The following is a 23,824-nucleotide window of genomic DNA, read 5'->3' on the forward strand; positions in this document are numbered from 1 at the left end:
TCACGCGGACCTTCACGTTGTAGTCCACCACGCGCTTGACAGGGACCAATACCTTCATTGCTGCGGCTCCTTAATGATTACTGCATTGACGTTTACGTAAACTGGATTCATTTTATGCGGCACTGCAACACTCTCTGCACAATTTTCCAGACAATCTGCCCGGAGAACTCTGCAGCAGCCTTCGCAAACGGACTGGCACAAAAAGAACGACCGTTCTATTTTATGCACAAGCCATGCGAAATCACAGGTATGAGATGAGCCCAATCAGGGTAATACCTAGGAAGTGAGCTCATCAACGCCATGCCTGCATTCAGACAAGTCTCACGGTATCACTGCCCGAAAGCAGTCTCGTCGTTCAAATGGACGGGCTTGAAGCACAAAACCACGATGCGTGGCTGCACCATTCGCGCAGATCAGCCTGCCCGGCGGACGATGGCCGAGGCATCAAGACCAGCCAGGCTTGCGCTTCTCAAGAAAAGCCTGAGCACCTTCCTGTGCATCGGCATCCAGCATATTGGTGGCCATGGTCTGGCCCGCCAGCTGATAGGCCGACTCCAATCCCATCTCCCGCTGGCGATAGACCAGCTCCTTGCCCATTCTGATGGCTGTGCGAGGCTTGCTCACAATAGCCGCCACCAGCTCCTGCACTGCGGCATCGAGCCGCTCTGGCTCGGCCACACGATTGAGCAGGCCGTAGTGCAGCGCCGTCTGCGCATCGATGAACTCGCCCGTCAGCAGCATCTCCATGGACTGTTTGATGGGCATGTTGCGCACCAGGGGCACGCTGGGTGTGGAGCAGAACAAGCCATACTGAATACCGCTGGTGGCGAAGCGAGCCTCGCTGCTGGCCACGGCCAGATCGCATTGCGCCACCAGTTGGCAGCCTGCAGCCGTTGCAATACCCTGCACTCTTGCAATGACGGGCACCGGCAGCTTCTGAATCGACAGCATCATGCGGCTGCATTGGGCAAACAGTTGCTGGTAGTAAGCCAGCTCCGTGTGCTTGGCCATATCCTTGAGGTTATGCCCTGCGCAAAAGGCCCGGCCCTCGGCCGCCAGCACCACCACACGCACCTGCTCATCCCTGGCCACGGCATCCAGCGCCGACTGCAAGGCCGCGAGCATTTCGCTGCTCAAGGCGTTGAAACGCTGCGCGTCGCTCAGCGTGATGCGTGCCACGCCGCGCTCGTCCTGGTTCAGCTGCACTAAGGAATCGCTCATCGCTGTCTCCCTGCTTTCGGACTAGATATCGGCCAATACGCGCAGATGCGCCTCCACGCTGCGCGCCAGCGGGTCCATCACATAACCGCCTTCGAGGCAGGAAACAATGCGGCCCTTGGAAAAGCGCCGAGCGATGTCCTTGATGCGCGTGGTGATCCAGGCAAAGTCGTTTTCCGTCATGCCGAGCTGACCCATATCGTCTTCGCGATGTGCATCAAAGCCAGCGCTGATGAAGATCATCTCGGGCTTGAACGCTTCGAGGCGTGGAATCCACATCATCTCGATGATCTCGCGAATGTCCATGCCTTTGGTGTACGCGGCCACAGGCACGTTCAGCATGTTCGGGGCCGGATCCTTGTCACCGCTGAACGGATAAAACGGGTGCTGGAAGATACCGCACATCAACACGCGCGGATCACCGGCCAGGATGTCTTCCGTGCCATTGCCGTGATGTACATCAAAGTCGATCACTGCCACGCGCTTGAGATGGTGACGCTCCAGCGCATACTTGACGCCCACGGCCACGTTGTTGAAAAAGCAAAAGCCCATGGCCTGGTTGTGCGTGGCATGGTGCCCGGGCGGACGCACGCTGCAAAAGGCGTTTTCCAGTTCGCCGGCCAGCACCGCATCGGTAGCCGCCAGAGTGGCCCCCGCAGCGCGCAGTGCGGCCTTGAAGGTGTGGCGGTTGATGGAGGTATCGGTGTCGAGCTGCCTGTACTCAGGCCCGCCAGCCGCCAGCTCCTGCTCCAGCCTGTCTGTCAGGCCCTGCAGGGCGGCAATATGCATGGGGTCATGCGCCAGCTCGATCTCGGCCAATGACGCCAGCGGCACATTGCAGCGCTCCAGCGCATCGCCCACGCCGCTGACCAGCAGTCTGTCTTCTATCGCGTCCAGCCGTGCCGGGCATTCAGGGTGGCCCGGCCCCATCTCGTGCAACCAGCAATCCCGGTGGGTGAAATAACCTGTCTTGCCCACAGTCATGTCTCCGCTATCGCTTATTTAGGATATGTTTCTGCCATGCATGCACAGAACACAATTAATGCGCTTTTGAGTCAGCTTAACACGGTGATGGAGGGCAAGCCGGATCAGGTCAGAGACGGTGTGGCCTGTTTGCTGGCAGGCGGTCACTTGCTGATTGAAGACGTTCCCGGTGTAGGCAAGACCACCCTGGCCCATGCACTGGCACGCAGTTTCGGCCTGCAGTTCTCGCGTGTGCAGTTCACTGCCGACCTCATGCCCAGCGACCTCACGGGGGTCTCCATCTACGATCGCGGACAAGAGGCTTTTGTGTTCCACCCCGGGCCGGTGTTTGCCCAAGTATTGCTGGCCGACGAAATCAACCGCGCCAGCCCCAAGACCCAGAGTGCGCTGCTCGAAGCCATGGAGGAGCACCAGGTCACGACCGAAGGCAAGACCCACAGCCTGCCTGCCCCTTTCTTTGTGATTGCCACCCAGAACCCTCTGGAGCAGTTGGGCACCTTTGCGTTGCCCGAAAGCCAGCTTGACCGGTTTCTCATGCGCATCAGCCTGGGCTATCCCTCGCGCGATGCCGAGCGCAAGCTGCTCACGGGCAATGGCCGCCGCGCCGCTGCCGATGCACTACTGCCCGTCATCTCCCAGCAGGAGCTGCAGCAGTTGCAGGCCGCAGCACTGGCCGTGCATGCCAGCGACGCCCTGCTCGACTATGTACAGGATCTGATTGCCGCTACACGCAATGGCCAGTGGTTTGCCCAGGGCCTGTCGCCACGCGCAGGCATCGCGCTGCTGCGTGCGGCCAAGACCATCGCGCTGATGGAAGGCCGCGACTATGTGGCGCCCGACGATGTACAGGTCATATTGCCCCAGGTGATTGCCCACCGTCTGGTTCCCGTGGGCCATGCCGGCCGTGGTGCCGTGGAGCAGGTGCGCGCCATGATGCAAGCCGTTGCGCTGTCTTGATGTTGGTGGACTTTGCCATGAATTTCATAGCATGAAGCACCCGACATCAAAGTGCGAGCAGCCAGAAACATCCAATATCTTCCAGCGGCTCTCACCTCGCGCCAGGGTGCGCGAGTGGATGTTTGCTCGTCTGCCGCGCAGCGACCAGCTCATGCTGACCCAGGGCAATGTCTACATCCTGCCCTCGCGCGCCGGCTGGGCCATGCTGGCCACGCTGATCGTGCTGCTGATCGCTGCCATCAACTACCAGCTCAATCTGGGCTACCTGCTCACGTTTCTGCTGGCAGGAAGCGCGGCCGCCAGCATGGTTGTGGGCCATGGCAATCTGCGCGGTCTGCAGTTGAGCCTCGGCGGCGCAGGTACTCAAGGCAGTACATCTGGCGGCTGTTTTGCCCATACGCCCTGCCCCATGCATGTCAGCCTGCACAATGCCCACCGCTCGCGCCGCTGGGGCATAGGCCTCGCATTGCACAAGACCCGGCACAACACCGATCACTCTGATGCCTGGACCTGGGTCGATATCCCCGAGCAGGGCAGCACCGCCGTGCAGTTGAGCTTCATGCCCACGCGCCGCGGCCGGCAGGAGCTGCCCGCCATCTCCATACTCACACGCTACCCGCTGGGTGCGTTTCGCGTCTGGGCCATGTGGCGCCCCAAAACCAAGGTCTGGGTCTATCCCGCTCCCGAAACCCATGCGCCGCCCTTGCCTGCAGCCAGCCCAGAAGCCGGCGGCCGCAGCAGCGCCCAGGTACGCAGCGGTGAGGAATTTGACGGCGTACGGGCCTATCAGAATGGCGACCCGCTCAAGCTGGTGGTGTGGAAGAAAGCGGCCCAAGCCTTTGCCGCAGGCAGCCACCAGCTCGTCAGCCGCGACCGGCCCATAGCTCACCATCACAGGCTCTGGCTCGATGTGCGCCAAACCGGACTTGCCGACCATGAAGCACGCCTGTCCCGCCTCGCCGCCTGGGTGCTGATGGCCCAGCAGCAAGGCCGTACCTGGGGCTTGCGCCTGCCGGGCGGGCAAGAAATCGCGCCCGCCAGCGGCGCACAGCATGCCACGCGCTGCCTCGAAGCATTGGCGGCCTGCACATGAAAGCAACCGCCTCTTCCGTCGGCAGCAACTGGCTGCAACGCCTGACGGCCCTACCGCGCGAAGCACGGGACACGCTGTTTCTGCTCGCCGTCATCGCCTGGATCATGCTGCCGCAGATTCAGCACACACCTTGGTGGACCAGCGCCTTTGCCGCAGCTCTGTTGCTGTGGCGTGCACGCCTGGCACTGACCAGCGCCTCCCTGCCCGGCCGCTGGGTCCTGGCGGGCGCACTAGCCATCGCCATTGGAGCTACCTGGGCCACGCACAAAACGATTGTGGGCCGCGATGCCGGCGTGACCCTGGTCGTCATGCTGCTGGCACTCAAGACACTGGAGTTGCGCGCGCGGCGCGATGCAATGGTGGTGTTCTTTCTGGGATTTTTTGTACTGCTCAGCAACTTTTTCTATTCGCAGTCCCTGCCCACAGCCATGGCCATGGTGCTTGGGCTGATGGGCCTGCTCACGGCCCTGGTCAACGCCCATATGACGGCTGGCAAGCCTCCATTGACACAGGCTCTGCGCACTGCGGGCTGGCTCGCACTTTGGGGCGCGCCGGTCATGGTGGCGCTGTTTCTGTTCTTCCCACGCATGGCACCGCTGTGGGGCGTGCCCGCCGACGATATGGCAGGCCGCTCGGGCCTGTCCGAGAGCATGCGCGTGGGCCAAGTCGCCACGCTGGCCATGGACGACAGCGTGGCCCTGCGCATTCGCTTCGATACGCCGGACGGCAAGGAGCCACCCGCCAACACCCTGTACTTTCGCGGCCCCGTGCTCAGCCAATTCGATGGCCGCAGCTGGCAGGCCGACCCTGTGCTCGACGCCATGGCCATGTCTCAATTGCGTGTGAGCGGTGAGCCCGTTCGCTACCAGATGCTGATCGAGCCCAGCAAGCGCCGCTGGCTGACGCTGCTGGATGCCGTCAAGACCGAGCCGCAGATTCCGCCGGGCGCCTCGATCGGCAGGCTGCGCATGAGCTCCAGCCTCCAGTGGCTGAGCTGGCGCCCGATTACCGATGTGCTGCGTGTCGATGCCCAAAGCTATCTCGACTTCAACCATGGGCCGCTGCAGCTCACGCCCGAGCTCAAGCGCTATCTGCAACTGCCGGCTGGCAGCAACCCGCGCACACAGGCACTGGGCGAGCAACTGCGGGCCGAGTTGCGCGCCCAACTGGGCGCCAAAACGGATACGGATACGAATACGAGTACCGACAGGCTGATCGCCGCCGCCCTGCAGCGCCTGAAAACCGGCGGCTACACCTACACACTGGAGCCCGGCGTGGTGGACAGTGTCCACACAGCCGATGATTTCTGGTTTGACAGCAAGCAAGGCTTTTGCGAGCACATCGCCTCCGCCTTTGCCGTGCTCATGCGCGGCATGGGAGTGCCCGCGCGCATCGTGACCGGCTACCAGGGCGGCGACCGCAACAGCGTGGACAACTACTGGACCGTGCGCAACAGCGATGCCCATGCCTGGACCGAAGTCTGGATTGCCGGCCGGGGCTGGGTTCGTGTGGACCCCACGGGCGCTGTTGCACCCAGCCGGGTCGGCCAGTTCCAGCGCCTGAGTGCTCCACCCGGAGCCTTTGCCAGCGCCGTTGGCAATTTCGTCGATACCGGCACGCTGCAGAAGCTGCGCGCCATCTGGGAGGCCGTCAACAACCGCTGGAACCAGTGGGTGATCAATTACACACAAAGCCGTCAGCTCAATCTGCTTCAGAGCCTGGGCTTTGAAGCACCAAGCTGGCCGGATCTGGTGCGCCTGCTGGCGGGTAGCTTGAGCGCTATGGCGCTGCTGTGGCTGATCTGGGCCCGCGCCACGCGCACGCAGCGCGACGGCTGGGCCCAGCTCATGCACGGCGCCAAGCTGCGGCTGCAGCGCGCAGGCATGGCGAGCGGCGCCAGCGAGTCCGCGCGCAGCCTCTCGCGCCGCGTGCAGGAGCGCTGGGCCGAGGAATCTGCATCCGCGCCCCTGGCTGCGGCCTTATCCGACTGGCTGCTGGACATGGAAAGGCTACGCTATGCGCCATCCTCCAATACCGAAGCCACCGAACTGAAGACCTTGCGCCGGCGCTGGCTGTCCATCCGGAAGCAGCGCTGGCCCCAAACCACCAAGAATTAAAAACATGAGCAGCAACCCTGACTACAGCAAACATTTCAAGACCAAGACACTAGGCACTCTGGCCTTGTGCCTGCTGACCGCCGGCGCCATCGCCGCACCGGCCAAAAAGGCCGTCCGCAAGGCGGCTCCGGCAGCAGCAGTCACGGCTGCAGCCGCTACGGCCGTGGCCTATGCCGGCCGCAGCGACGCCATGCAACTGGCCGAAGAAATCGCTGCCCGCCGCGATCTGCCTGTCGACTGGGTGCGTGCGCAGCTGAGCGAAGCGCGCAACCTGCCCGTGGTCACACGCCTGATGACGCCGGCCGGCAAGACCTTTGTGAAAAACTGGACGGTATACCGCAGCCGCTTTATCGACCCCGTACGCATACGCGCCGGCGTGCAGTTCTGGCAGGCCAACCGCCAGGCACTCGCGCGTGCCGAGCAGCAGTTCGGCGTGCCCGCAGAGATCATCGTCGGCATCATCGGCGTGGAAACCATTTACGGCCGCAACATGGGCAACTTTCGCGTGATGGATGCGCTGGCCACGCTGGCACTGGATTTTCCGCAGGCTCACCCTCGTGCACAGGCCCGCACCGACTACTTTCGTGGCGAGCTTGAGCAGGTGCTGGTCACGGCCAGCCGCACGGGCAGCGACCCATTTGCGCTACGCGGCAGCTATGCCGGCGCCATGGGCCTGGGTCAGTTCATGCCCACCAGCTGGGACAAATACGCGGTCGACTTTGACGGTGACGGCCGCATAGACCTGTTCAACAGCGCCACCGACGCCATCGGCTCGGTCGCCAACTACTTCGTCGGCCATGGCTGGAAGCCGGGCCTGCCCACGGCCTTTACCGTGGACATGCGCGCCCAGGGCGAGAATCTGGCGACCCTGCTGGCACCCGATATCAACCCCACGTTCACGGCCACGCAGATGGCAGAACGCGAAGTACGTGTACTGGGCGCCGACAACTATGAGCGCCCGCTGGCACTGATCGAGCTGAAAAACGGCAGCTCCGGCCCCACGGAATACATCGCGGGTACCGAGAACTTCTACGCCATCACGCGCTATAACTGGTCGGCGTTCTATGCGCTGTCAGTGATCGAGCTGGGGCGCGAGGTACATGAAGCCTATCTGGCCAGCCAGACCGCCTCTGCTAAACGCAACTAGATTAATTCGGGCTGCAGCGCTTTTCCAACAAGCGCTGGCAGCTATTGATTCGATAGTTCCCCAGCCACTCAAAAGCGCTTCATCTGGCACTGACCAGGCATCTCCGCCCTAGCTGCAGAGATCTCGCGCACCACCTTGAAGCCGTAGCCCGAGCCTTCCACATCGAAGTCCACGCCTGCGCTGCCTCTCTTTTCCATCATGCCTACCACCAGCGATTGCTGAAACTGGTGGTCTGCCGCCCGCATGCTGCCCGAGCGACCCGCCAGCTGGACCCTGGCATGCTCCAAGGCATGGGCCACGGCGACGGTGTCCGTGCTGCCGGCTTTTTCAAGGCTCTGCGCAAGAGCCTCAATCATGAGCTGCATGCGCATATGCACATAGTCGTCCTGCGGACTGGGAAAGCGCTGACGGAAGGACTGGTAGAAGGCACGGCTCTCGGCCGTGGACACATTGGGCAGCCAGTCGGCCACGGCCAGCACCTTGCCCACGCCGGCATCTCCCAAGGCCGCCGGGGCTCCAAGGGCATTGCCGTAGAAGGTGTAGAAGCGCCCTTCGTAGCCTGCCTCGCGCGCAGCCTTGACGAGCAGCATCAGATCATTGCCCCAGTTGCCCGTGATCACGGCCTGGGCACCGCTTTGCTTGATCTTGACCGCATAAGGCGCAAAGTCCTTGACGCGGCCCACGGGGTGCAACTCGTCGCCCACAATGCGCACATCGGGCCGTTGCATGCCAAGCTGACGCCTTGCTTCGCGCAGCACGGCCTGACCAAAGCTGTAGTCCTGCCCGATCAGATAGGCACTGTGTACAGCCTTGTCGTCCTTGATGACCTCCATCAGCGCGGCCATGCGCATATCGGCATGGGCATCGAAGCGGAAATGCCAGAAGCTGCAGCGCTCGTTGGTCAGCGCCGGATCCACGGCCGAATAGTTCAGATACAGCACACGGCGCGAAGGATCTCGGCTGTTGTGCTTGTCGATGGCGTCAAGAAGCGCCGCCGCCGTGGCCGACGAGTTGCCCTGCATGATGATGCGCGCACCGCTGTCTATGGCCGCACGCAGCGCCGACAGTGCCTCTTCGTTCTGGCCCTTGCTGTCATAGCGCTCTATCACCAGCTCATGCAGACCGTCGGCCAGGCGCACGCCACCGCGCGCGTTCACTCGCTCGGTCGCCCACAGCAAATTGCGGAACACGGCCTCGCCCGTGTTTGCAAACGGGCCCGAAAGACTCTCCACCAGTGCCAGCTTGATGGGTTGTGCAAGCTTGGCCTTGGCTGCAGCCACAGCAGCGCCAGCAATGCCGAACGGCGCGCATAGTAGTGGCAACTGCAGATATTTCAAGGCATCACGGCGCAATTTATTCATCAAAAAAAACCTCTTGAAATGCGCTTGCCACCACCTACCTATGAGTCAAGCGGCAACAACGCAAGCCGCGCAGTTTAAAGGAGTTAAACACCATGTTCTTCGCCCCTGTGATGAGCCGTAATACCTTTGTATCCCCTCGCGCCGCCGACTTGGCCCTGCAACGTTTTCTGCAGGAAACCCTGGGCGCTGCAAGCCCCGTACAACGCCAGGTTCAAGTCAGCCGCGATGACCAATTCACGACCCTGACCCTGGATGTGCCCGGCCTGGCACGCGAGCAACTCAAACTCTCGCTGGAAGGCTCCGTCGCAAAGCTTGAAAGCGTGGAAGGCGCAGCCCGCCAGGTCAAATACAGCTGGGATCTGGGCCATGAAATCGATGCTGCCAAAAGCAAGGCCAAGCTCGAGCATGGCGTGCTGACGCTGACCCTGGCCAAGCTCGAGCCCCAGAGCAAGGCCGTGACGCTGAGCATCGAATAAGCGCTGTTTACGCCGACCGGCCAGCCTCATCCTTTCTTCCATCTCCTCTTAGCAAGAGGTCGGCCGGAAAGCACAAAGCCCGCAATGCCTATGCACTGCGGGCTTTCTTATTGAGGCAATCTCAACGCCTATTTAAAGGCCACTGGCTCGCTGCGGAAGCGCCTGGGATAGCCATCGGCACCCGCGCTAAGAAGGTCGCCTATAAACAACTGGTTGTTGGCAATGCCCAGAATTGTTTTGCCGTTATCTTCATATTCATCCGTCGCTTCGGCCTCATTCACCGCAATATTGCCCGTCACTTTCGAGCCGGTGTAAGTCAGCTCGGCACGCACGGCCGACTTCCAGCCATCTATCGTCACCGCCGCCCAGCTGATCTTCCCAGTCAGCGTCACCGAGCCCTCCAGCTGCTTGCACTGTAAATCGGAGTAGATATTGTGCGTGTACGACATGGTGGACTCCGTGAACTCATAGCTCACAGGCATCACACCTTTGTGACTGCGCTCCGATGCAGGAACCACTGCCCAGTTAGCGGTGCAATAGTTGTCCGGATAGTTCTTCCAGACACCGAGAAACGGACTGACAACACCAGGAGCTGCGACCTCGGGGACGGGATTCGGCGTCTGAGGCTGGCCGTCATTGCTGCTCCCCCCTTCGACACCTCCATCGCTGCCCCCACCGCCACAACCAGCCAATACAGCGGCCATCAGGCCCGCAACCATCCACCCAGCTCTTGGGTACTTCATATATCGCTCCCTCCTCTAACTATTCAGCTCCATCCTGGACTGTAGGCCTGACTCCCGTAATCAGACCAGCAGTGATGACTCAGATCGCAGCGGTGTCGGCTTTCGCAAACAATGAAAGCGATTTTTAAGTCGGCATGTTTCCTTACCCAAGCGCAATTCAGCATTAGGTTTACAGCTCCTTAAAAAATAGCCTGTCACCCTCAATCATCACTACTGTTGACGAAAGGCTCTTGTTTAATGCACCGTTTTGGTGCATTCAGATCTACGGGTTTGATTGGCTTGTTGACCTACAACCATGCGCTCCAAACTTGTGGGCGCAGACGCTGTGCTCTGCCCAACAATGCTCCGCATGCCGCTAGACGGCATTCCTCCCTGGTCCCATTTTTCAAGGCTGCTCAAAATGGCAAAAGTGCTGGTTCTCTACTACTCCATGTACGGTCATATCGAAACCATGGCGCAGGCCGTGGCAGAAGGCGCCCGCAGCGTCAGCGGTGCCGAGGTCACCGTCAAGCGCGTGCCCGAAACCATGCCCGAGGATGTCTTCAAGAACGCAGGCGGCAAGGCCAATCAGAGCGCAGAGGTCGCCAGCCCAGCCGAGCTGGCCGACTACGATGCCATCCTGTTTGGCGTGCCCACGCGCTTTGGCAATATGCCGGGCCAGATGCGCAGCTTTCTCGACCAGACCGGCGGTCTCTGGGTCAAAGGGGCCTTGATCAACAAGATCGGCAGTGTCTTTACCTCGACCGGCACTGGCGGCGGCCAGGAAATGACGGCCACTACCACCTGGGCGACGCTGGCCCATCACGGCATGATCATCGTGCCGCTGGGCTATCCGCTGCCCGAACAGACCAATCTGAGCGCGGTCAAGGGCGGCAATTCGCCCTATGGGGCCTCGACGATTGCGGGTGCCGACGGTTCGCGCCAGCCTCATCCCGACGAGCTGAGCATTGCCCGCTACCAAGGCCAGAACGTAGCGAAACTGGCCGTAAAGCTTGCCGGATAAGCGCAGGCAACCATGAAAAAAGCAGCCACCTGGGCTGCTTTTTTGCTGCACGAACTCACCTGAGCGAATCCAGCGGCCAGCGCGGCTTCACATCAAACGCGTATTCATGCAGGGCCTGCTCGCGTCCTGCCTGTATCCGCATGGCGGCAGCCATGGCAATCATCGCGCCGTTGTCGGTACACAGATGCAGCTCGGGGTAATGCACGCGAATCTTGTGCTTGGCGCAGGCTTCATTGAGCTGCTCGCGCAGCTGCTTGTTGGCCCCCACACCTCCCGCCACCACCACGCGCTTCATGCCGGTCTGCTTGAGTGCGGCCATGGTTTTCTTGACCAGCACGTCCACAATCGCGGCCTGGGTGCTGGCGGCCAGATCGGCCTTGCGCGCTTCGAGCTCGTCGCCCAGCTTCTTGGCCTGGGTCAGTACGGCCGTCTTGAGACCAGCAAACGAAAAGTCCAGGTCACCCGAATGCAGCAGGGGGCGAGGCAGCTTGAAGGCCTGAGGATCGCCGCCCTCTGCCAGCTTCGAGAGCACGGGGCCGCCCGGATAGGGCAAGCCCATGAGCTTGGCCGATTTGTCGAAAGCCTCGCCTGCCGCATCGTCGATGGTTTCGCCGAGGATTTCGTATTCGCCCACGCCGTCCACACGCATGAGCTGGGTGTGCCCCCCCGAGACCAGCAGGGCCACAAACGGAAACTCCGGCGGGTCGGCACTGAGAAAGGGCGAGAGCAGATGGCCTTCGAGGTGGTGAACGCCCAGCACAGGCTTGTCCAGCGCGGCTGCCATGGCGCAGGCAGCACCGGAGCCGACCAGCAAAGCCCCGGCAAGGCCGGGTCCGCGCGTAAAGGCAATCACATCGACGTTTTCGAGCTGCTGCCCGGATTCGGCCAGCACCTTTTCGGTCAGCGGCAGCACACGGCGAATATGGTCACGGCTGGCCAGCTCGGGCACCACGCCGCCATAGGCGCGATGCATTTCAATCTGGCTGTGCAGCGCATGACTCAGCAAGGTGGGCACACCTTGGCCGTCCGGGGTGCGCACCAGGGCCACACCGGTTTCATCGCAAGAGGATTCGATTCCCAGGATCAGCAAACTCATGGCCGCAAGTGTAGAACTTGCGCCCTCCAGACGCAGAGAAGGCGGACATTAGCCCTGCCCGCCTTCACTATTCAATTCATAGCAGCCTACGGCTGATTCACATTGGGTGTCCCGGAAATATAGTGCTCCAGCTGGTGAATCGTGAACTGCTGGGCCGAGATGATTTCCTTGACGATGTCGCCAATCGAAATCAGCCCCTGCAGCTCGCGGGTCTCGCTGATCACGGGCAGATGGCGCATGCGATTGCTGGTCATCAGCGACATGCACTCCTCGCTGGTCTGGCGCGGCAGCACGCAATGGACCTTGCGCGTCATGACCTCGTCCACTCGCGTGCTGGCCGAGCTTCGGCCCTGCAGAGCAATCTTGCGCGCGTAGTCGCGCTCGGTCACGATGCCTGCGATATCGCCACCTTCGAGCACCAGCAGCGCGCCAATGCTTTTTTCCGCCATGAGCTGCAGCGCAGCCAGCATGGTGTCGGAGGGAGAAACGCTGTAGATAGTGCTGTTGCCCTTGGCGCGCAGAATTTCGGCGACGGTCGTCATCTGGTTCTCCTTTCTGGATCGGCCTGTCATGCAAAACGCATGACGACATGACCAGTGTGAGAATCCTGCTGCATTGCGGCAATCAGGCTATGCCCGTATACAAAAACAAAAAAGGCAGCCAAAGCTGCCTTGATACTGTCACCGAGTCCTGTGCTCAGCGACGACCGCCCAGCAGACCCGCGCCCAGCTTGAACAGATCTCCGGCATCAAGCTTGCCGTCGCCATTCTGGTCAAGCAGGCTGCCAAGGATGCCTCCTGCAGCGCCGCCTTGCGACTGGATCTGGCCGCGCTCCTGATCCAGAGCATTGCCCAGGTCGCCGGCCCCCATGCCCTGCGCCTGGACTCGATTGGCCAGGAAAGACATCACCAGCGGAGCCAGCAGGGCCAGCAACTGACCCGCATTGCCACCCAGGCCCGTGGCCTGACCCAGCCGGGACTCGGCCTGCTGCTGCTGACCGCCAAAGATATTGCCCAGGATGGCGCCTGCATCCAGTTGCGAGTTGCCGGCACCGGAGCCGCCTCCCAGCACCGAGCCCAGAATGCTGCCCAGTCCACCCAGGCCACCAGCCGCACCGCCCGCTCCGCCGAGCAGGCCACCGAGCCCGCCCAGCAGACCTCCCATATCCATCGCGCCATTGGCACTGCTGTGATCGCGCTGCAGCGCACCGAACAGATCGGCAGCCCCCTGAGGCTGGGCCGTGTTCTGGCCCAGCGCACCAAACAGCATGGGCAGCGCCACGCCCACGGCCTGCTCGGCCTGCACGGAGTCAATGCCCAGCTGCTGGGCCAGGCCCTGCATGGGGGCGCCCTGCAACTGGCCCATGAGTTCGTCGGTCAAAGATGCGTTAGCGGTCATTTCAACACTCCTCAAAAACAGCGCACATGGTACGCGCGCTCTGTGTCCCGAAATGTGATCAATGTTCATCCACTACGCAAGCCCCTCCCAGGCTATAGACCATTGAGGCGGCCTGCGCCCTGGATTGGGCCTCCTGCAGGCGGCTGCGTCTGATGACGGCTTCGCTCAGAAGGAGTGCGAGATGCCGACCAGCAGCGAGCGCGGCTTGCTGCCCTTGGAAACCGAAGGCCCTGCATTGCTGGCGCTGTTGATGGTGAACGCTGCATCCGCCTCGTTGCGGATCGCGGAGACGCCCGCATACAGCTTGGTGCGCTTGGACAGCGCATGGTCATAGCGCAGGCTCAAGGCGCGGGCATCGCTGTTTGCGCGCGCACGCCCCTGGAACTGCCCATAGGACAGCAGCACCTGCCCTGCCGCGCTGACAGGGATCGTCATGCTGGCTTCAAAGAAACGCCCGCGCTTGCTGGCGGCATCGGGCAGATCATCTTCGCGGGTGGACAGCAGCAAGGCCGCTCGTGCCAGCTTGAAGTCATAGGAGCCGCCCAGCAGGCGATAGCGGTCGGTGTTCTGGGCCGTGGTACGACGCTCCCACAGCGAGGCCCCCAGGCACCAGGGGCCACGGGTGTAGTCCAGCGAGCCGCCGAACTGGCGACCCACATTGCTGCCGGCGTTCTCCCCAAACGAGTACATGCCCCGCACCACCAGTCCCGCCATGGAGGTCGACTGAAAGCGCAGCGAGTTGTCAGCGCGCAGCACCGAGCCGTCACGGAAATAGTTGGCGGCGTTGCCCCAGATCAGGCCCGTCAGGGCGTAAGAAGCCAGCGCGGTATGAAACGTGGTGTAGTGGCGGCCTACCGTCAACTGGCCCCAGTCGCCGCCCATGCCGACGAAGATCTGTCGACCGAAGGCAAGGCCCCCCTGACCGCGCTCACCGGTATCGGCATTCAGTCCGGCCTCCATCACGTACAGCGCACGCAGGCCGCCGCCCAGATCTTCGGTCCCGCGAACGCCCCAGCGCGAACCAGCCAGGACACCGCTTTCCGCACGCAGGGTGCGGCCTGCACCGGTGGACACCGACTCGGCGGCCATGTCCACCACGCCGTACAGCGTGAGCTGGGATGTGGCGGGCGCAGCGGTCTGTGCCTGGGCCAGCGAACATGTGGAGATGAAGACGGCGGCCACGGCCAAGCCTCCCGATTGCAAGGATGTCATGAAGTCTCTCTTTTTAATAATGGATGGGGCTCGCGGCAGAGTCCTGCCGCTTTCGAGCCGCTGACAGCAGAATCCGCCGCAGCTGCGGCGGATTCCGTGTGGGAGCCCGGCGCCTCAGATTGCGCCGGTCGCACTCATTCGAGGCGGATGTTCTTTTGCGTGATCAGGCTGCCGTAGATGCGTGCATCGTTTTCGATGCGCCTGGCCAGCGAGGAGGCGCTGGTGTCATCGATGCGCCAGCCCTGAGCCAGCAGCTTGCTGCGGATGTCGGGAGCATGAAGAATCTTTTCCAAGGCTGCAGCCAGCTTGGCGCGATGCTCGGCGGGCATGGAAGCCGGGGCCATGACCGCATTCCAGACTTCGATGTCCACATTGCCGGCACCGATCTCGGGCATGGCCGGGACGCCGGGTGCCAGCGGGCTGCGTTTGCTGGAGCTCACGGCCAGGGCGGCCAGCTTGCCGGACTGAACCAGCGGCATGACGGTGGAGGCCGGCAGCAAGGCCATCTGCACCTGATCGCCCATCAGGGCGTTGACCACAGCCGGGCCGCCGTTATAGGGCACATGCTGCAGGCTCAGGCCCATGGCTTCCTTGATCAACTCCACGCCCAGGTGGCCGCCGGACCCCGTGCCCACCGAGCCGTAGTTGCCCTGGGTTCCGGTCTTGAGCGCCTTGAAATAGGCGCCCGCATTCGCGGCCATGGACTTGGGAGCCACCAGCACCAGAGGCGCCGAGCCGATCATGGCCAAAGGGGCCAGATCCTTGATCGGATCGTAGGGCAGCTTGCTGTAGAGAAACTTCGAGCTGGTCAGCGGGCCGTTGCCGATCACGCCTATGGTGTGGCCGTCGCCGGCCTTGGCCACGGCGTCGGCTCCGATATTGCCGCTGGCGCCTCCTTTGTTCTCCACCACCACGGGCTGGCCCAGGGCCTTGGTCAGGGGCTCGGCCAACAGACGGGCCTGTACATCGGGTGAAGAGCCGCTGGCATAGCCGACGATCAGGCGTATGGGACGCGTGGGCCAGTCAGCCTTGCCCTGAGCCTGAGCCGCAAAGGGCAGGCAGGCGGCAGCGCACAGCAGCAGGGCGGCCCGGCGCACGGGCATCGTTTTTTTTGTCATCTTCATGTCTCCAGAATCTCAGTCTCAGATCAGCAGTCGGCGTATCCAGCCATCAACTCCATCAAGGGCGGCAGGCGTCCGCTGGCAGGCAGAGCAAGCAGCGACCGGTACACCCGGGTTTGCAGAACAAAGTCCTGCTGTTGCGGCTTTTCGAGGTGCTGCGCCTGCATCCGGTCGGCCCACCACCGGCCCCCCTGGGTGCATGCCGGTCCATCCAAATGCTCGGCCAGCATGACCACCGTGACTTCCCCCTGGGCTTGCTCGGCAATGCGCTCCCCGCCAACGGGGTAGTGCAAGCAACGCTCGACGGGCACCACACCCGCCATGACACGCAGCAGACGCCCTTGCTGCACCGCCTGCTCCGCCCAGCGGGCTGCCTGCACGGCCCAGGCCTGCACATCGGTGGTGACGGCCTTGAGCGTCGTCAGCGCCGCACCGCTGGATGCTCCAGCCTGCAGTTGCAATAGACAGGGCCTGCGTATGAAGGCACTCAGGCGCGGCCGCATGCGTGCCGACCAGGGCGTGGGATTGGCGATCACATCCGCATACTCGGCTGAGTCCAGGGCCGCCAGAGACTCCAGGCCGTAAAGCGTGAAGTACCCGCAGGCGCCGGCATAGCGATGGCCGTAGACAAAGCCTGGCAGGCCCACGCGCTCGGGCACATGCTCGAGGGCATGCCAAGCCTCATATTCTGCGCGAGCCTCGGGCCGGTCGATGTCGTTCCACAAGGCCAGGAAGGCGCTGCTCATGGTGCACAACCCGCGCCGGGTTGAATCAGCACCTTGCTCGCCAGCCGCGCCCGCGCCAGCTCAAAACCATGCCCGGCCTGCGCAAGCGGCACACGATGGGTGATCATGAGGCGCAGTTGATCCTGATGGGTCTGCATGAATTCAACGACCTCCAGCCAGCAGCGCTCAGGCGCGCGATAGGAGCCGCGCAACTGCTGATGGCGTCGCACCAGGGCTGTCAGGTCAAGCGGCACGGGAGCGGAATGAATGCCGGCAATCACCAGAACGCCATGGGTCTTGAGCGCGCGCAGGGCCGGGGCCAGCACGGCCGCCGCGCCGGTGGCTTCGATCACCACGTCAAAGAAAGCTTCCTGCGTATACGCAGCAAGGGCTTCGTCGATGTCCTGCCCCTCGAAGTCCAGCAAATCCTCGAACCCCATGGAGCGCAGGACCTCCAGCCGCGCGGCATCGCCATGGCCGGCAACCACCACCTGGGCGGCCCCTGCGGCACGGGCAAACAGCGCAATGCCCTGACCGATATTGCCCGGCCCCAGGACGAGCACGCGATCGCCGGGCTGGACATTGCCCGTGCGCACGGCTTCGAAGCTCACCGACAGCGGCTCGGCCAATGCGGCAATCTCGGGGTCCACGCCATGCGGAATCGCCACGCAATTGCGCAGGGGCACGGCCACATACTCGGCAAAGCCGCCATGGCGTATGACGCCGATGCCGCGGCGGGTGGTGCAGGCATCGAAGGCTCCGGCATTGCAACTGGGGCATCTGCCGCAGGTAACCGAAGGTCGCACGGCCACCAGTTGACCCAGGGGCAGATGCTCTGCCCCCTCGCCTCTGGCCACGACCACACCGCTGAACTCGTGGCCCACGGTCACCGGCAGCGCGGCCTGCAAAAAGTGATAGCTCGCCGTCCAGGCATCGATATGCAGATCCGTGCCACAGACACCTGTGGAATGAACCCGCAGCAGCACCTCACCTGCGGCAGGCGACGGCATGTCGACCTCGTTGAGCTTCAGTCCCTTGGCGGACTCGGTTTTTTGCAAGGCTTGCATGAGACAGGCAATGCATGCGTGGACATGCATCTCAGAACGAACAGGATCGGCAGTGTTGCCGCCCATCATTCATATGTCCAACACTGATTAAATATAAAAATCATACTTTTGAGATATGGATTGATTCAGGCATGGAACTGAGACATCTGCGCTACTTCGTGGCGGTCGCCGAGCAGGGCAACGTCAGCCGGGCGGCCCGCAAACTGTTCATCGCCCAGCCGCCGCTGTCACAGCAGCTCAAGCAACTCGAGGACGAGGTCGGTGCCCAACTCTTCACGCGCCTGCCACGCGGCATGCAGCTCACTGCGGCGGGCGAGTCGCTGCTGGAAGATGCGCGCGTCATATTGGCGCGCGCCGAGCAAGCCCCCTTGCGTGCGCGCGAACGCGAACGCAGCAGCCAGACCGTGCTGCGCCTGGGGCTGGTTCCCTCGGCCATGCAGTCGCTGCTGCCCGGTCTGCTGCAGGCCGTGGCACAGGCCGGCTGTGAGGTGCAGATCGAAGCCCGCGAAATGATTTCCTCCCAGCAACAGCGGGCCTTGCGCCAGGGCGAGCTGGAACTCGGTTTTGCCCGGCCCGGCCACAAGGAGGCCGACGAGCTTGAGCTGGCCAGCATTGATGACCCCTATTGCCTGGCTGTTCCGGTCTCGCATTCTCTGGCCGCAGGCAGCGGAATGCTGGATCTTCAAGCCGCCGTGCATCAGCCCTTTGTGGGCTTCACCCGCTATCAGGACACCGACTACTTCGACCGCACGGTCGCGCTGTGCGCCGAGGCCGGCTTCACTCCGCTGATCCGCCACGAAGCCGGTCAGTTGGTGAATGTGCTGGCGCTCGTGGCCTGCGGTCTGGGCGTGGCCATCGTGCCGGCGTCCTTTGCGATGTTCCACCGAGAGCAGATCGTGTTCCGACCGCTTCGGGCTTCGCGCCAGATCAGCCGGCTCGCCGTCCTGGCGTCTGCCCAAGCGCTCAAGAGCAACCCCATGCTGGACCTTGTCGCCCAGCTCGCGCAATCCCAGCTGCAGGCCCTGGCTGCACAGCTGGCGCAACAGGGAGCGACGCCTTCTCGACCACGGCCGGTTTGATTTATATAACCAAATCGTCTGACAACTCATGGTTTTTATAGCGACAATTGCGTTAATCATGAGCATCAGCCACTACATCAAGGAAATCGGTCGCGGCACCAAGGGCGCGCGTTCTCTTTCGCGGGCCCAGGCCTGCGATCTGATGGGGCAGGTGCTGGACGGCAAGGTCAGCGATCTGGAGCTGGGCGGCTTTTGCATCGCCATGCGCTTCAAGGGCGAAAGCGCCGAAGAGCTGGCAGGCTTTCTCGACGCCACCCAGCAGCGTCTGCCCGCGTGGCCGCAGGCCCATAAGGCCCGCCCCGTGGTGGTCATCCCCAGCTACAACGGCTCGCGCAAGCTGGCCAATCTCACGCCGCTGCTGGCAGGTCTGCTGGCACAGCAAGGCCTGCCCGTGCTGGTGCACGGCAGCCATACCGAGGACAAGCGCCTGGGCACAGCCGAGGTGTGGCAGCAACTGGGCTGGACGGCCATCGAGCGCCCCGTCGCCCTGGAGCCCGGCGACAAGGTCTGGATGCAGACCCGTCACCTGCTGGCACCGCTGGATCGGCTGCTGCAGATTCGCCGCCAGATGGGCCTGCGCAACCCTGCGCACAGCATCGTCAAACTGCTGGACCCTATCCATGGCGGCAGCACCGCGCAATCCGGGCTGGTGCTGGCGAGCTACACCCACCCGGCCTATGCCCAACCCATGATCCAGACGCTGGCCATGCGCGCGTCCAGTGCGCTGCTGGTGCGCGGCACGGAAGGCGAGGCCGTGGCCGCCCCCCACCGCGAGCCCGTGAGCACGGGAGTGATTGCCGGAGAAATCTGCTTTGAGCGCTCTTCCCTGCACAGCAGCCAGCTCGCATCCGGCGCTGAGAGCAGCGCCCCGCAGCAAGATCTGAATGCCGAGCAGACAGCCCGGCTGACGCTGGACATATTGAGCGGCCAGCTTGCTGTGCCGGCACCCATTGCGCAACAACTGGAACAGATACAAGCCCTGCATCGGGCCATGCAGGCCATGCAGGCCACAGATGCCGACGCCGCCGCCAGCCGCGCCGCACTGCAAGCCTATAACCGCAGCCCCGACTGAGATCCCCCACAATGACTGCAACTTCCCACAACCCCAATCAGCGCGGCTCGTGCACCCTGGTGGGTGCCGGCCCCGGCGACCCCGAACTACTGACCATCAAGGCAGCCAAGGCCATTGCCGCAGCCAGCGTGCTGTTTGTCGACGACCTCGTCAGCGACGGCGTGATGAGCCATGCCTCGCCCAGTGCCCGCGTGGTCTATGTGGGCAAGCGCGGCGGCTGCAAGAGCACCCCCCAGGCCTTTATCGAAAAGCTCATGATTGCCGCCGTGCAGGAGGGCGAACGCGTGGTGCGCCTCAAGGGCGGCGACCCCTTCATCTTTGGCCGTGGCGGCGAGGAGGTCGAACATCTGCGTGAGGCCGGCATCGAGGTGGATGTCATCAACGGAATCACCTCCGGTCTCGCTGGCCTGACCAGCCTGGGCGCCCCGCTGACCCACCGCGACCGCGCGCATGGCGTGCTTTTCATGACCGGCCATGCCAAGCCCGGCGACAGCGGCCCCGACTGGCGCCAGATCGCCGCCACGGCCCATGCGGCCAAGCTGACGCTGGTGATCTATATGGGAGTGAGCAGCGTCGAGCGCATCAGCAGCGAGCTGCTCAGCGGCCTGCCCGGCAGCACGCCCGTGGCCGTGATCCAGCATGCCAGCCTGCCGCAGCAGCGCCATGCGCTGACTTTCCTGAAGGATTTGCCGCAGAGCATTGCCGACCATCAGCTGGGCAGCCCCAGCATCATCATCGTCGGCGATGTGGTCCAGGGCATTGCCGCCTGGCAGAGCCAGCCCCAGGCCTTGCCGCAGTCAGCGGCCGCCTGAGCCAGGAGCGCCCCCCCGGGCTGTCCCGCAACCCGGGCTAGCGACGACCCGGCTCAGGGAGTACGAGTCTCGGCAAAGCGCTCGGCCAGCTCCTTGCGCAGCTCCTTGCGCACGATGGCGGCGTTCCAGCGGCGCTTTTCCTCGTCGGTTTCGAGCTGCAGCGGGGGCACAGGGGCAGGTTTTTTGTCATCGTCCACCGCAACCATGGTGAAGAAGCAGCTGTTCACGTGGCGCACCACCTGGCTGCGAATCTCCTCGGCAATCACCTTGATGCCGATTTCCATGGACGACTTGCCGGTGTGGTTCACGCTGGCCAGAAAAGTCACCAGCTCGCCCACATGGATGGGCTGCAGAAACATCACCTGATCCACGCTCAGCGTCACGACATAGCGGCCCGCATAGCGGCTGGCGCAGGCATAGGCGACCTGGTCCAGCAATTTCAAGATGGCGCCCCCGTGCACATTGCCGGAAAAGTTGGCCATGTCAGGCGACATGAGCACGGTCATGCTCAGCTGGTGGGATGGTGTATTCATGGGGCGCGATTCTAGAAGTGATCCATGGCACATGCAGAGGCTTGCCACATATCCCAACAGGACAACGGGCTGGCGGCTGCGCAGGCATCACGATCCATGCATTGCGGGACTTTGTCAGCCCCTCAAACCCCGGTGACCAGCCATCTGGGACAATGACCGGCTTTGTTGTTCGTGCTTCAGCGCCCTGCCCGCCGTGTCCTCCACCCCACAGGTCCCCTTCCAGATTTTTGACGCCATCATCATCGGCGCCGGTGCCGCCGGCCTGTTCTGCGCAGCCCAGGCCGGCCAGCAGGGCCTGAAAGTGCTGCTGATCGATCATGCGCCCAAGGTGGCCGAGAAGATCCGCATCTCGGGCGGCGGACGCTGCAACTTCACCAACCGCGACCTCGACGTGCGTGCGCCGCACAAGCATTTTGTGGGGCAGAACCCTCAGTTCTGTCGCTCGGCCCTCTCGCGCTTCACGCCTGCCGACTTCATCACGCTGATGGACAAACACGGCATTGCCCACCATGAAAAGCACAAGGGCCAGCTGTTTGCCGACCATTCGGCCGAGGACATCATCGCCATGCTGCTGGCCGAGTGCACCGCAGGCGGCGTGCAGCGCTGGCAGCCTTGCCAGGTCAAGAAGGTAATGTCTTCACCGGCAAACGCAGATACTGAAAGCGATTGCAGCTATCAGATTGAAACCGATCGCGGCCTGGTGCAGGCTGCCAATCTGGTCATCGCCACCGGCGGCCTGAGCATTCCCAAGATTGGCGCCACCGACTTCGGCTACCGGCTGGCCCAGCAGTTCGATCTGCCGCTGATCGAGCGCACGCCCGGCCTGGTGCCCATGACCTTCGACGGCGAAGGCTGGCAGCCCTACGCGGGCCTGGCCGGTCTGGCCCTGCCCGTGGAAATCAGCACCGGAAGCAAAAAGGAGCGCATGAGCTTCCACGAGGATTTGCTGTTCACCCATCGCGGCCTCTCCGGCCCGGCGGTGCTGCAGATCTCCAGCTACTGGAAGCCCGGCACCGCGCTGCAGATCAATCTGCTGCCGGGCGTGGATCTGGCCGAGGTGCTGGCCCAGGCCAAGCTCCACTCGCGCAAGCTGGTGGCCAACGAGCTGGCCGCCCACCTGCCCGCGCGCCTGGCCGATGCCTGGGTCGGCCGCATGCCCGAGCTGCAGCGCCCCATCAACGAGGCCGGCGACAAGGCCCTGGCCAGACTGGCCGAACAGCTGTCGCGCTGGGAGATCACTCCCACGGGCACCGAAGGCTATAAAAAAGCCGAGGTCACCTTGGGCGGCGTAGACACCAAGGTGCTGTCCCAGCAAACCATGGAGTGCAAGAGCCGGCCGGGCCTGTACTTTATCGGCGAGGTGGTGGACATCACGGGCTGGCTGGGCGGCTACAACTTCCAGTGGGCCTGGGCCAGTGCCGCCGCCTGCGCGCAGGCCATGGCGCAAAAGCAGTCAATCCTGGCTTGAGCGACTGAAATCGGAGCGGCAGCCTCCATGAAAAAAGGATGGTTGAACCATCCTTTTTTGCTGCCTGCGCCTTCGGCGCAACATCCGCTCAGGCAGAAAACTCCTTGCCTTCATAGTGCTCGGGAACCTTGAGCTGCCCCGAGGCGATGGCAGCCGACGCCTTGGCCACTCGCTCGCGCACAGCGGCTGCCACGCCCTGGCCCATGGTCAGGCGTACGGCGGCGGGGTCGCTCAGGCCAATCTTGCGAATACCGGGGCCGGGCGCACCACGCTGCTGCATGTCCTTGACGGCCAAAAACGCGCCAATGCCCACATCGGCCCAGGCGGAAGCGACAAACACCTGCGGGTCCACCGCGGTCCAGTCGATCACATTGCCGATCTGGCGCGTGCCCGCATCGCGGCAGGCCTGGGTCACGCCATCGCGGCCGGAGTTGAGCATGGTGAAGATCACATCGGCACCGGCAGCCATCTGGGCCTTGGCGATGCGAAGCGACAAGGCGTTGTCGTCCTGATCGCCCGAGAAATTCGTCAGCAGCTTGACCCTGGAATCGGTATCGCGCACACCGGCCGCATAGGCTGCACGGCCCTTGAGCCCCGGCGGCACGCGAATGCCCGACATATGGCCGACCACACCGGTTTTGGTGGTCAGGGCCGCCAGCACGCCGGCCAGATAGGCCGACTCCTCCTGCAGCACGTCATAGCTGCAGAGATTGCTCCCCTGCACCGCGCCCTGGGTCACGACGAACTGGGTCTTGGGGAAGCGCGCCGCGACTTCGGCTGCGGCCTGATTGTTCTGCCCGCCATGGGCAATCACCAGCTGCGCCCCCTGCTCCGCGAGCTGCGCGAGAGCCGGCACCAGCAACTCCTTCCTGGGCGCCATGCCGTCCAGAAAACGGGTCTGCACACCCAGCTCCTGGCGCGCCTTTTCCAGACCACGCCAGCCGGCCTCCATAAAACCCTTGTCGCTGCGCGAGCCCGCAAACAGACCGCCCACCACCAGAGAACTGCCGGCCGCAGCAGCGCCCGGAGCCTGGGCCTTGCCGGCACAGGCCGTCAGCGCCAGCAAGCCGGGGACGGCGATGGCCGAAGCCATCCATTGACGACGCGAAACCGAAGAGGGATGAGAAGCGCTGGACAAGATG

The 23,824-nt window shown here is 63.2% G+C and carries 23 protein-coding genes; 10 read left to right on the forward strand and 13 right to left on the reverse strand.

Translation table 11 applies throughout. From position 1 onward, the window contains the following. Positions 1–444 precede the first annotated feature (444 nt). Positions 445–1,221 (reverse strand): enoyl-CoA hydratase, encoded by a 777-nt coding sequence (locus tag P353_RS10785; RefSeq protein ID WP_034368986.1) that lies wholly within the window; start codon positions 1,219–1,221, stop codon positions 445–447. Positions 1,222–1,242: 21 nt separating this feature from the next. Next, the gene (locus P353_RS10790; protein WP_034368988.1) at positions 1,243–2,202 is read right to left on the reverse strand and encodes a histone deacetylase family protein; all 960 of its coding nucleotides are present in this window, start codon (positions 2,200–2,202) and stop codon (positions 1,243–1,245) included. Positions 2,203–2,238: 36 nt separating this feature from the next. Here P353_RS10790 and P353_RS10795 point away from each other — a divergent pair, with 36 nt between their 5' ends. The 4 genes from P353_RS10795 to mltB are packed head-to-tail and all read left to right on the forward strand — an operon-like array spanning position 2,239 to position 7,516. Beyond that, positions 2,239–3,159 (forward strand): AAA family ATPase, encoded by a 921-nt coding sequence (locus P353_RS10795; RefSeq protein ID WP_034368990.1) that lies wholly within the window; start codon positions 2,239–2,241, stop codon positions 3,157–3,159. Positions 3,160–3,190: 31 nt separating this feature from the next. Beyond that, positions 3,191–4,252 (forward strand): DUF58 domain-containing protein, encoded by a 1,062-nt coding sequence (locus P353_RS10800; RefSeq protein WP_034368992.1) that lies wholly within the window; start codon positions 3,191–3,193, stop codon positions 4,250–4,252. Continuing rightward, positions 4,249–6,369: a transglutaminaseTgpA domain-containing protein gene (locus P353_RS10805; RefSeq protein WP_034368994.1), complete on the forward strand. Its 2,121-nt coding sequence runs from the start codon at positions 4,249–4,251 to the stop codon at positions 6,367–6,369. Before P353_RS10800 ends, P353_RS10805 begins: the two co-directional genes overlap by 4 nt. Before the next feature lie 4 nt (positions 6,370–6,373). After that, the gene (mltB, locus tag P353_RS10810; protein ID WP_034368996.1) at positions 6,374–7,516 is read left to right on the forward strand and encodes a lytic murein transglycosylase B; all 1,143 of its coding nucleotides are present in this window, start codon (positions 6,374–6,376) and stop codon (positions 7,514–7,516) included. 68 nt (positions 7,517–7,584) lie between these two features. On the opposite strand, the gene P353_RS10815 is transcribed toward mltB, so the two are convergent. Beyond that, complete coding sequence (locus tag P353_RS10815; protein WP_034368998.1) at positions 7,585–8,877, reverse strand: branched-chain amino acid ABC transporter substrate-binding protein; 1,293 nt, start codon at positions 8,875–8,877, stop codon at positions 7,585–7,587. Between the two features lie 92 nt (positions 8,878–8,969). Here P353_RS10815 and P353_RS10820 point away from each other — a divergent pair, with 92 nt between their 5' ends. Further along, positions 8,970–9,353 (forward strand): Hsp20/alpha crystallin family protein, encoded by a 384-nt coding sequence (locus P353_RS10820; RefSeq protein WP_034369000.1) that lies wholly within the window; start codon positions 8,970–8,972, stop codon positions 9,351–9,353. A 128-nt stretch (positions 9,354–9,481) separates the two neighbouring features. On the opposite strand, the gene P353_RS29910 is transcribed toward P353_RS10820, so the two are convergent. Then, positions 9,482–10,096, reverse strand: a complete 615-nt coding sequence (locus P353_RS29910) for a hypothetical protein (RefSeq protein WP_232776412.1) — start codon at positions 10,094–10,096, stop codon at positions 9,482–9,484. 400 nt (positions 10,097–10,496) lie between these two features. On the opposite strand from P353_RS29910, the gene wrbA reads away from it, so the two are divergent. Continuing rightward, positions 10,497–11,099: an NAD(P)H:quinone oxidoreductase gene (gene wrbA / locus P353_RS10830; RefSeq protein WP_012839296.1), complete on the forward strand. Its 603-nt coding sequence runs from the start codon at positions 10,497–10,499 to the stop codon at positions 11,097–11,099. Between the two features lie 55 nt (positions 11,100–11,154). Here the strand turns inward: wrbA and tsaD are convergent, their stop codons facing one another. The 7 genes from tsaD to P353_RS10865 form a co-directional block, all read right to left on the reverse strand. Next, complete coding sequence (gene tsaD, locus P353_RS10835) at positions 11,155–12,195, reverse strand: tRNA (adenosine(37)-N6)-threonylcarbamoyltransferase complex transferase subunit TsaD (RefSeq protein ID WP_034369003.1); 1,041 nt, start codon at positions 12,193–12,195, stop codon at positions 11,155–11,157. 86 nt (positions 12,196–12,281) lie between these two features. Continuing rightward, positions 12,282–12,737, reverse strand: coding sequence for a CBS domain-containing protein (locus P353_RS10840; RefSeq protein WP_003069429.1), 456 nt, complete (start codon positions 12,735–12,737; stop codon positions 12,282–12,284). A 154-nt stretch (positions 12,738–12,891) separates the two neighbouring features. Further along, positions 12,892–13,593 carry a DUF937 domain-containing protein gene (locus P353_RS10845; RefSeq protein WP_034369004.1) on the reverse strand — a complete coding sequence of 234 codons (702 nt, stop codon included), beginning with the start codon at positions 13,591–13,593 and terminating at the stop codon, positions 12,892–12,894. A gap of 165 nt (positions 13,594–13,758) precedes the next feature. Next, on the reverse strand, positions 13,759–14,805 hold the full coding sequence (locus tag P353_RS10850) for a porin (RefSeq protein ID WP_034369005.1): 1,047 nt from the start codon (positions 14,803–14,805) through the stop codon (positions 13,759–13,761). Between the two features lie 134 nt (positions 14,806–14,939). After that, positions 14,940–15,908 (reverse strand): Bug family tripartite tricarboxylate transporter substrate binding protein, encoded by a 969-nt coding sequence (locus P353_RS10855; protein ID WP_052084826.1) that lies wholly within the window; start codon positions 15,906–15,908, stop codon positions 14,940–14,942. A gap of 44 nt (positions 15,909–15,952) precedes the next feature. Beyond that, a complete protein-coding gene (locus tag P353_RS10860; protein ID WP_034369008.1) occupies positions 15,953–16,672 on the reverse strand; it encodes a hypothetical protein in 720 nt (239 codons plus the stop codon). Further along, a complete protein-coding gene (locus P353_RS10865) occupies positions 16,669–17,718 on the reverse strand; it encodes a zinc-dependent alcohol dehydrogenase (RefSeq protein ID WP_232776414.1) in 1,050 nt (349 codons plus the stop codon). The genes P353_RS10860 and P353_RS10865 overlap by 4 nt, the downstream gene beginning before the upstream one ends. A 131-nt stretch (positions 17,719–17,849) precedes the next feature. On the opposite strand from P353_RS10865, the gene P353_RS10870 reads away from it, so the two are divergent. Genes P353_RS10870 through cobA form a run of 3 tightly spaced genes read left to right on the forward strand, consistent with a single transcriptional unit; the run spans position 17,850 to position 20,681 of the window. After that, positions 17,850–18,797: a LysR substrate-binding domain-containing protein gene (locus tag P353_RS10870; RefSeq protein WP_034369011.1), complete on the forward strand. Its 948-nt coding sequence runs from the start codon at positions 17,850–17,852 to the stop codon at positions 18,795–18,797. 58 nt (positions 18,798–18,855) lie between these two features. Beyond that, positions 18,856–19,869 carry a DNA-binding protein YbiB gene (ybiB, locus tag P353_RS10875; RefSeq protein ID WP_034369013.1) on the forward strand — a complete coding sequence of 338 codons (1,014 nt, stop codon included), beginning with the start codon at positions 18,856–18,858 and terminating at the stop codon, positions 19,867–19,869. A gap of 11 nt (positions 19,870–19,880) precedes the next feature. After that, on the forward strand, positions 19,881–20,681 hold the full coding sequence (cobA, locus tag P353_RS10880) for a uroporphyrinogen-III C-methyltransferase (RefSeq protein WP_034369015.1): 801 nt from the start codon (positions 19,881–19,883) through the stop codon (positions 20,679–20,681). A gap of 53 nt (positions 20,682–20,734) precedes the next feature. Here cobA and P353_RS10885 read toward each other — a convergent pair whose 3' ends face one another. Beyond that, positions 20,735–21,214, reverse strand: a complete 480-nt coding sequence (locus tag P353_RS10885) for an acyl-CoA thioesterase (protein WP_034369017.1) — start codon at positions 21,212–21,214, stop codon at positions 20,735–20,737. A gap of 193 nt (positions 21,215–21,407) precedes the next feature. On the opposite strand from P353_RS10885, the gene P353_RS10890 reads away from it, so the two are divergent. Further along, the gene (locus P353_RS10890; RefSeq protein ID WP_034369019.1) at positions 21,408–22,682 is read left to right on the forward strand and encodes an NAD(P)/FAD-dependent oxidoreductase; all 1,275 of its coding nucleotides are present in this window, start codon (positions 21,408–21,410) and stop codon (positions 22,680–22,682) included. 88 nt (positions 22,683–22,770) lie between these two features. Here P353_RS10890 and P353_RS10895 read toward each other — a convergent pair whose 3' ends face one another. After that, complete coding sequence (locus P353_RS10895; RefSeq protein ID WP_232776416.1) at positions 22,771–23,820, reverse strand: BMP family protein; 1,050 nt, start codon at positions 23,818–23,820, stop codon at positions 22,771–22,773. Positions 23,821–23,824: the final 4 nt, after the last annotated feature.

Origin of the sequence: Comamonas testosteroni (assembly GCF_000761245.1) — a bacterium.
Lineage (GTDB): Bacteria > Pseudomonadota > Gammaproteobacteria > Burkholderiales > Burkholderiaceae_C > Comamonas > Comamonas testosteroni_C.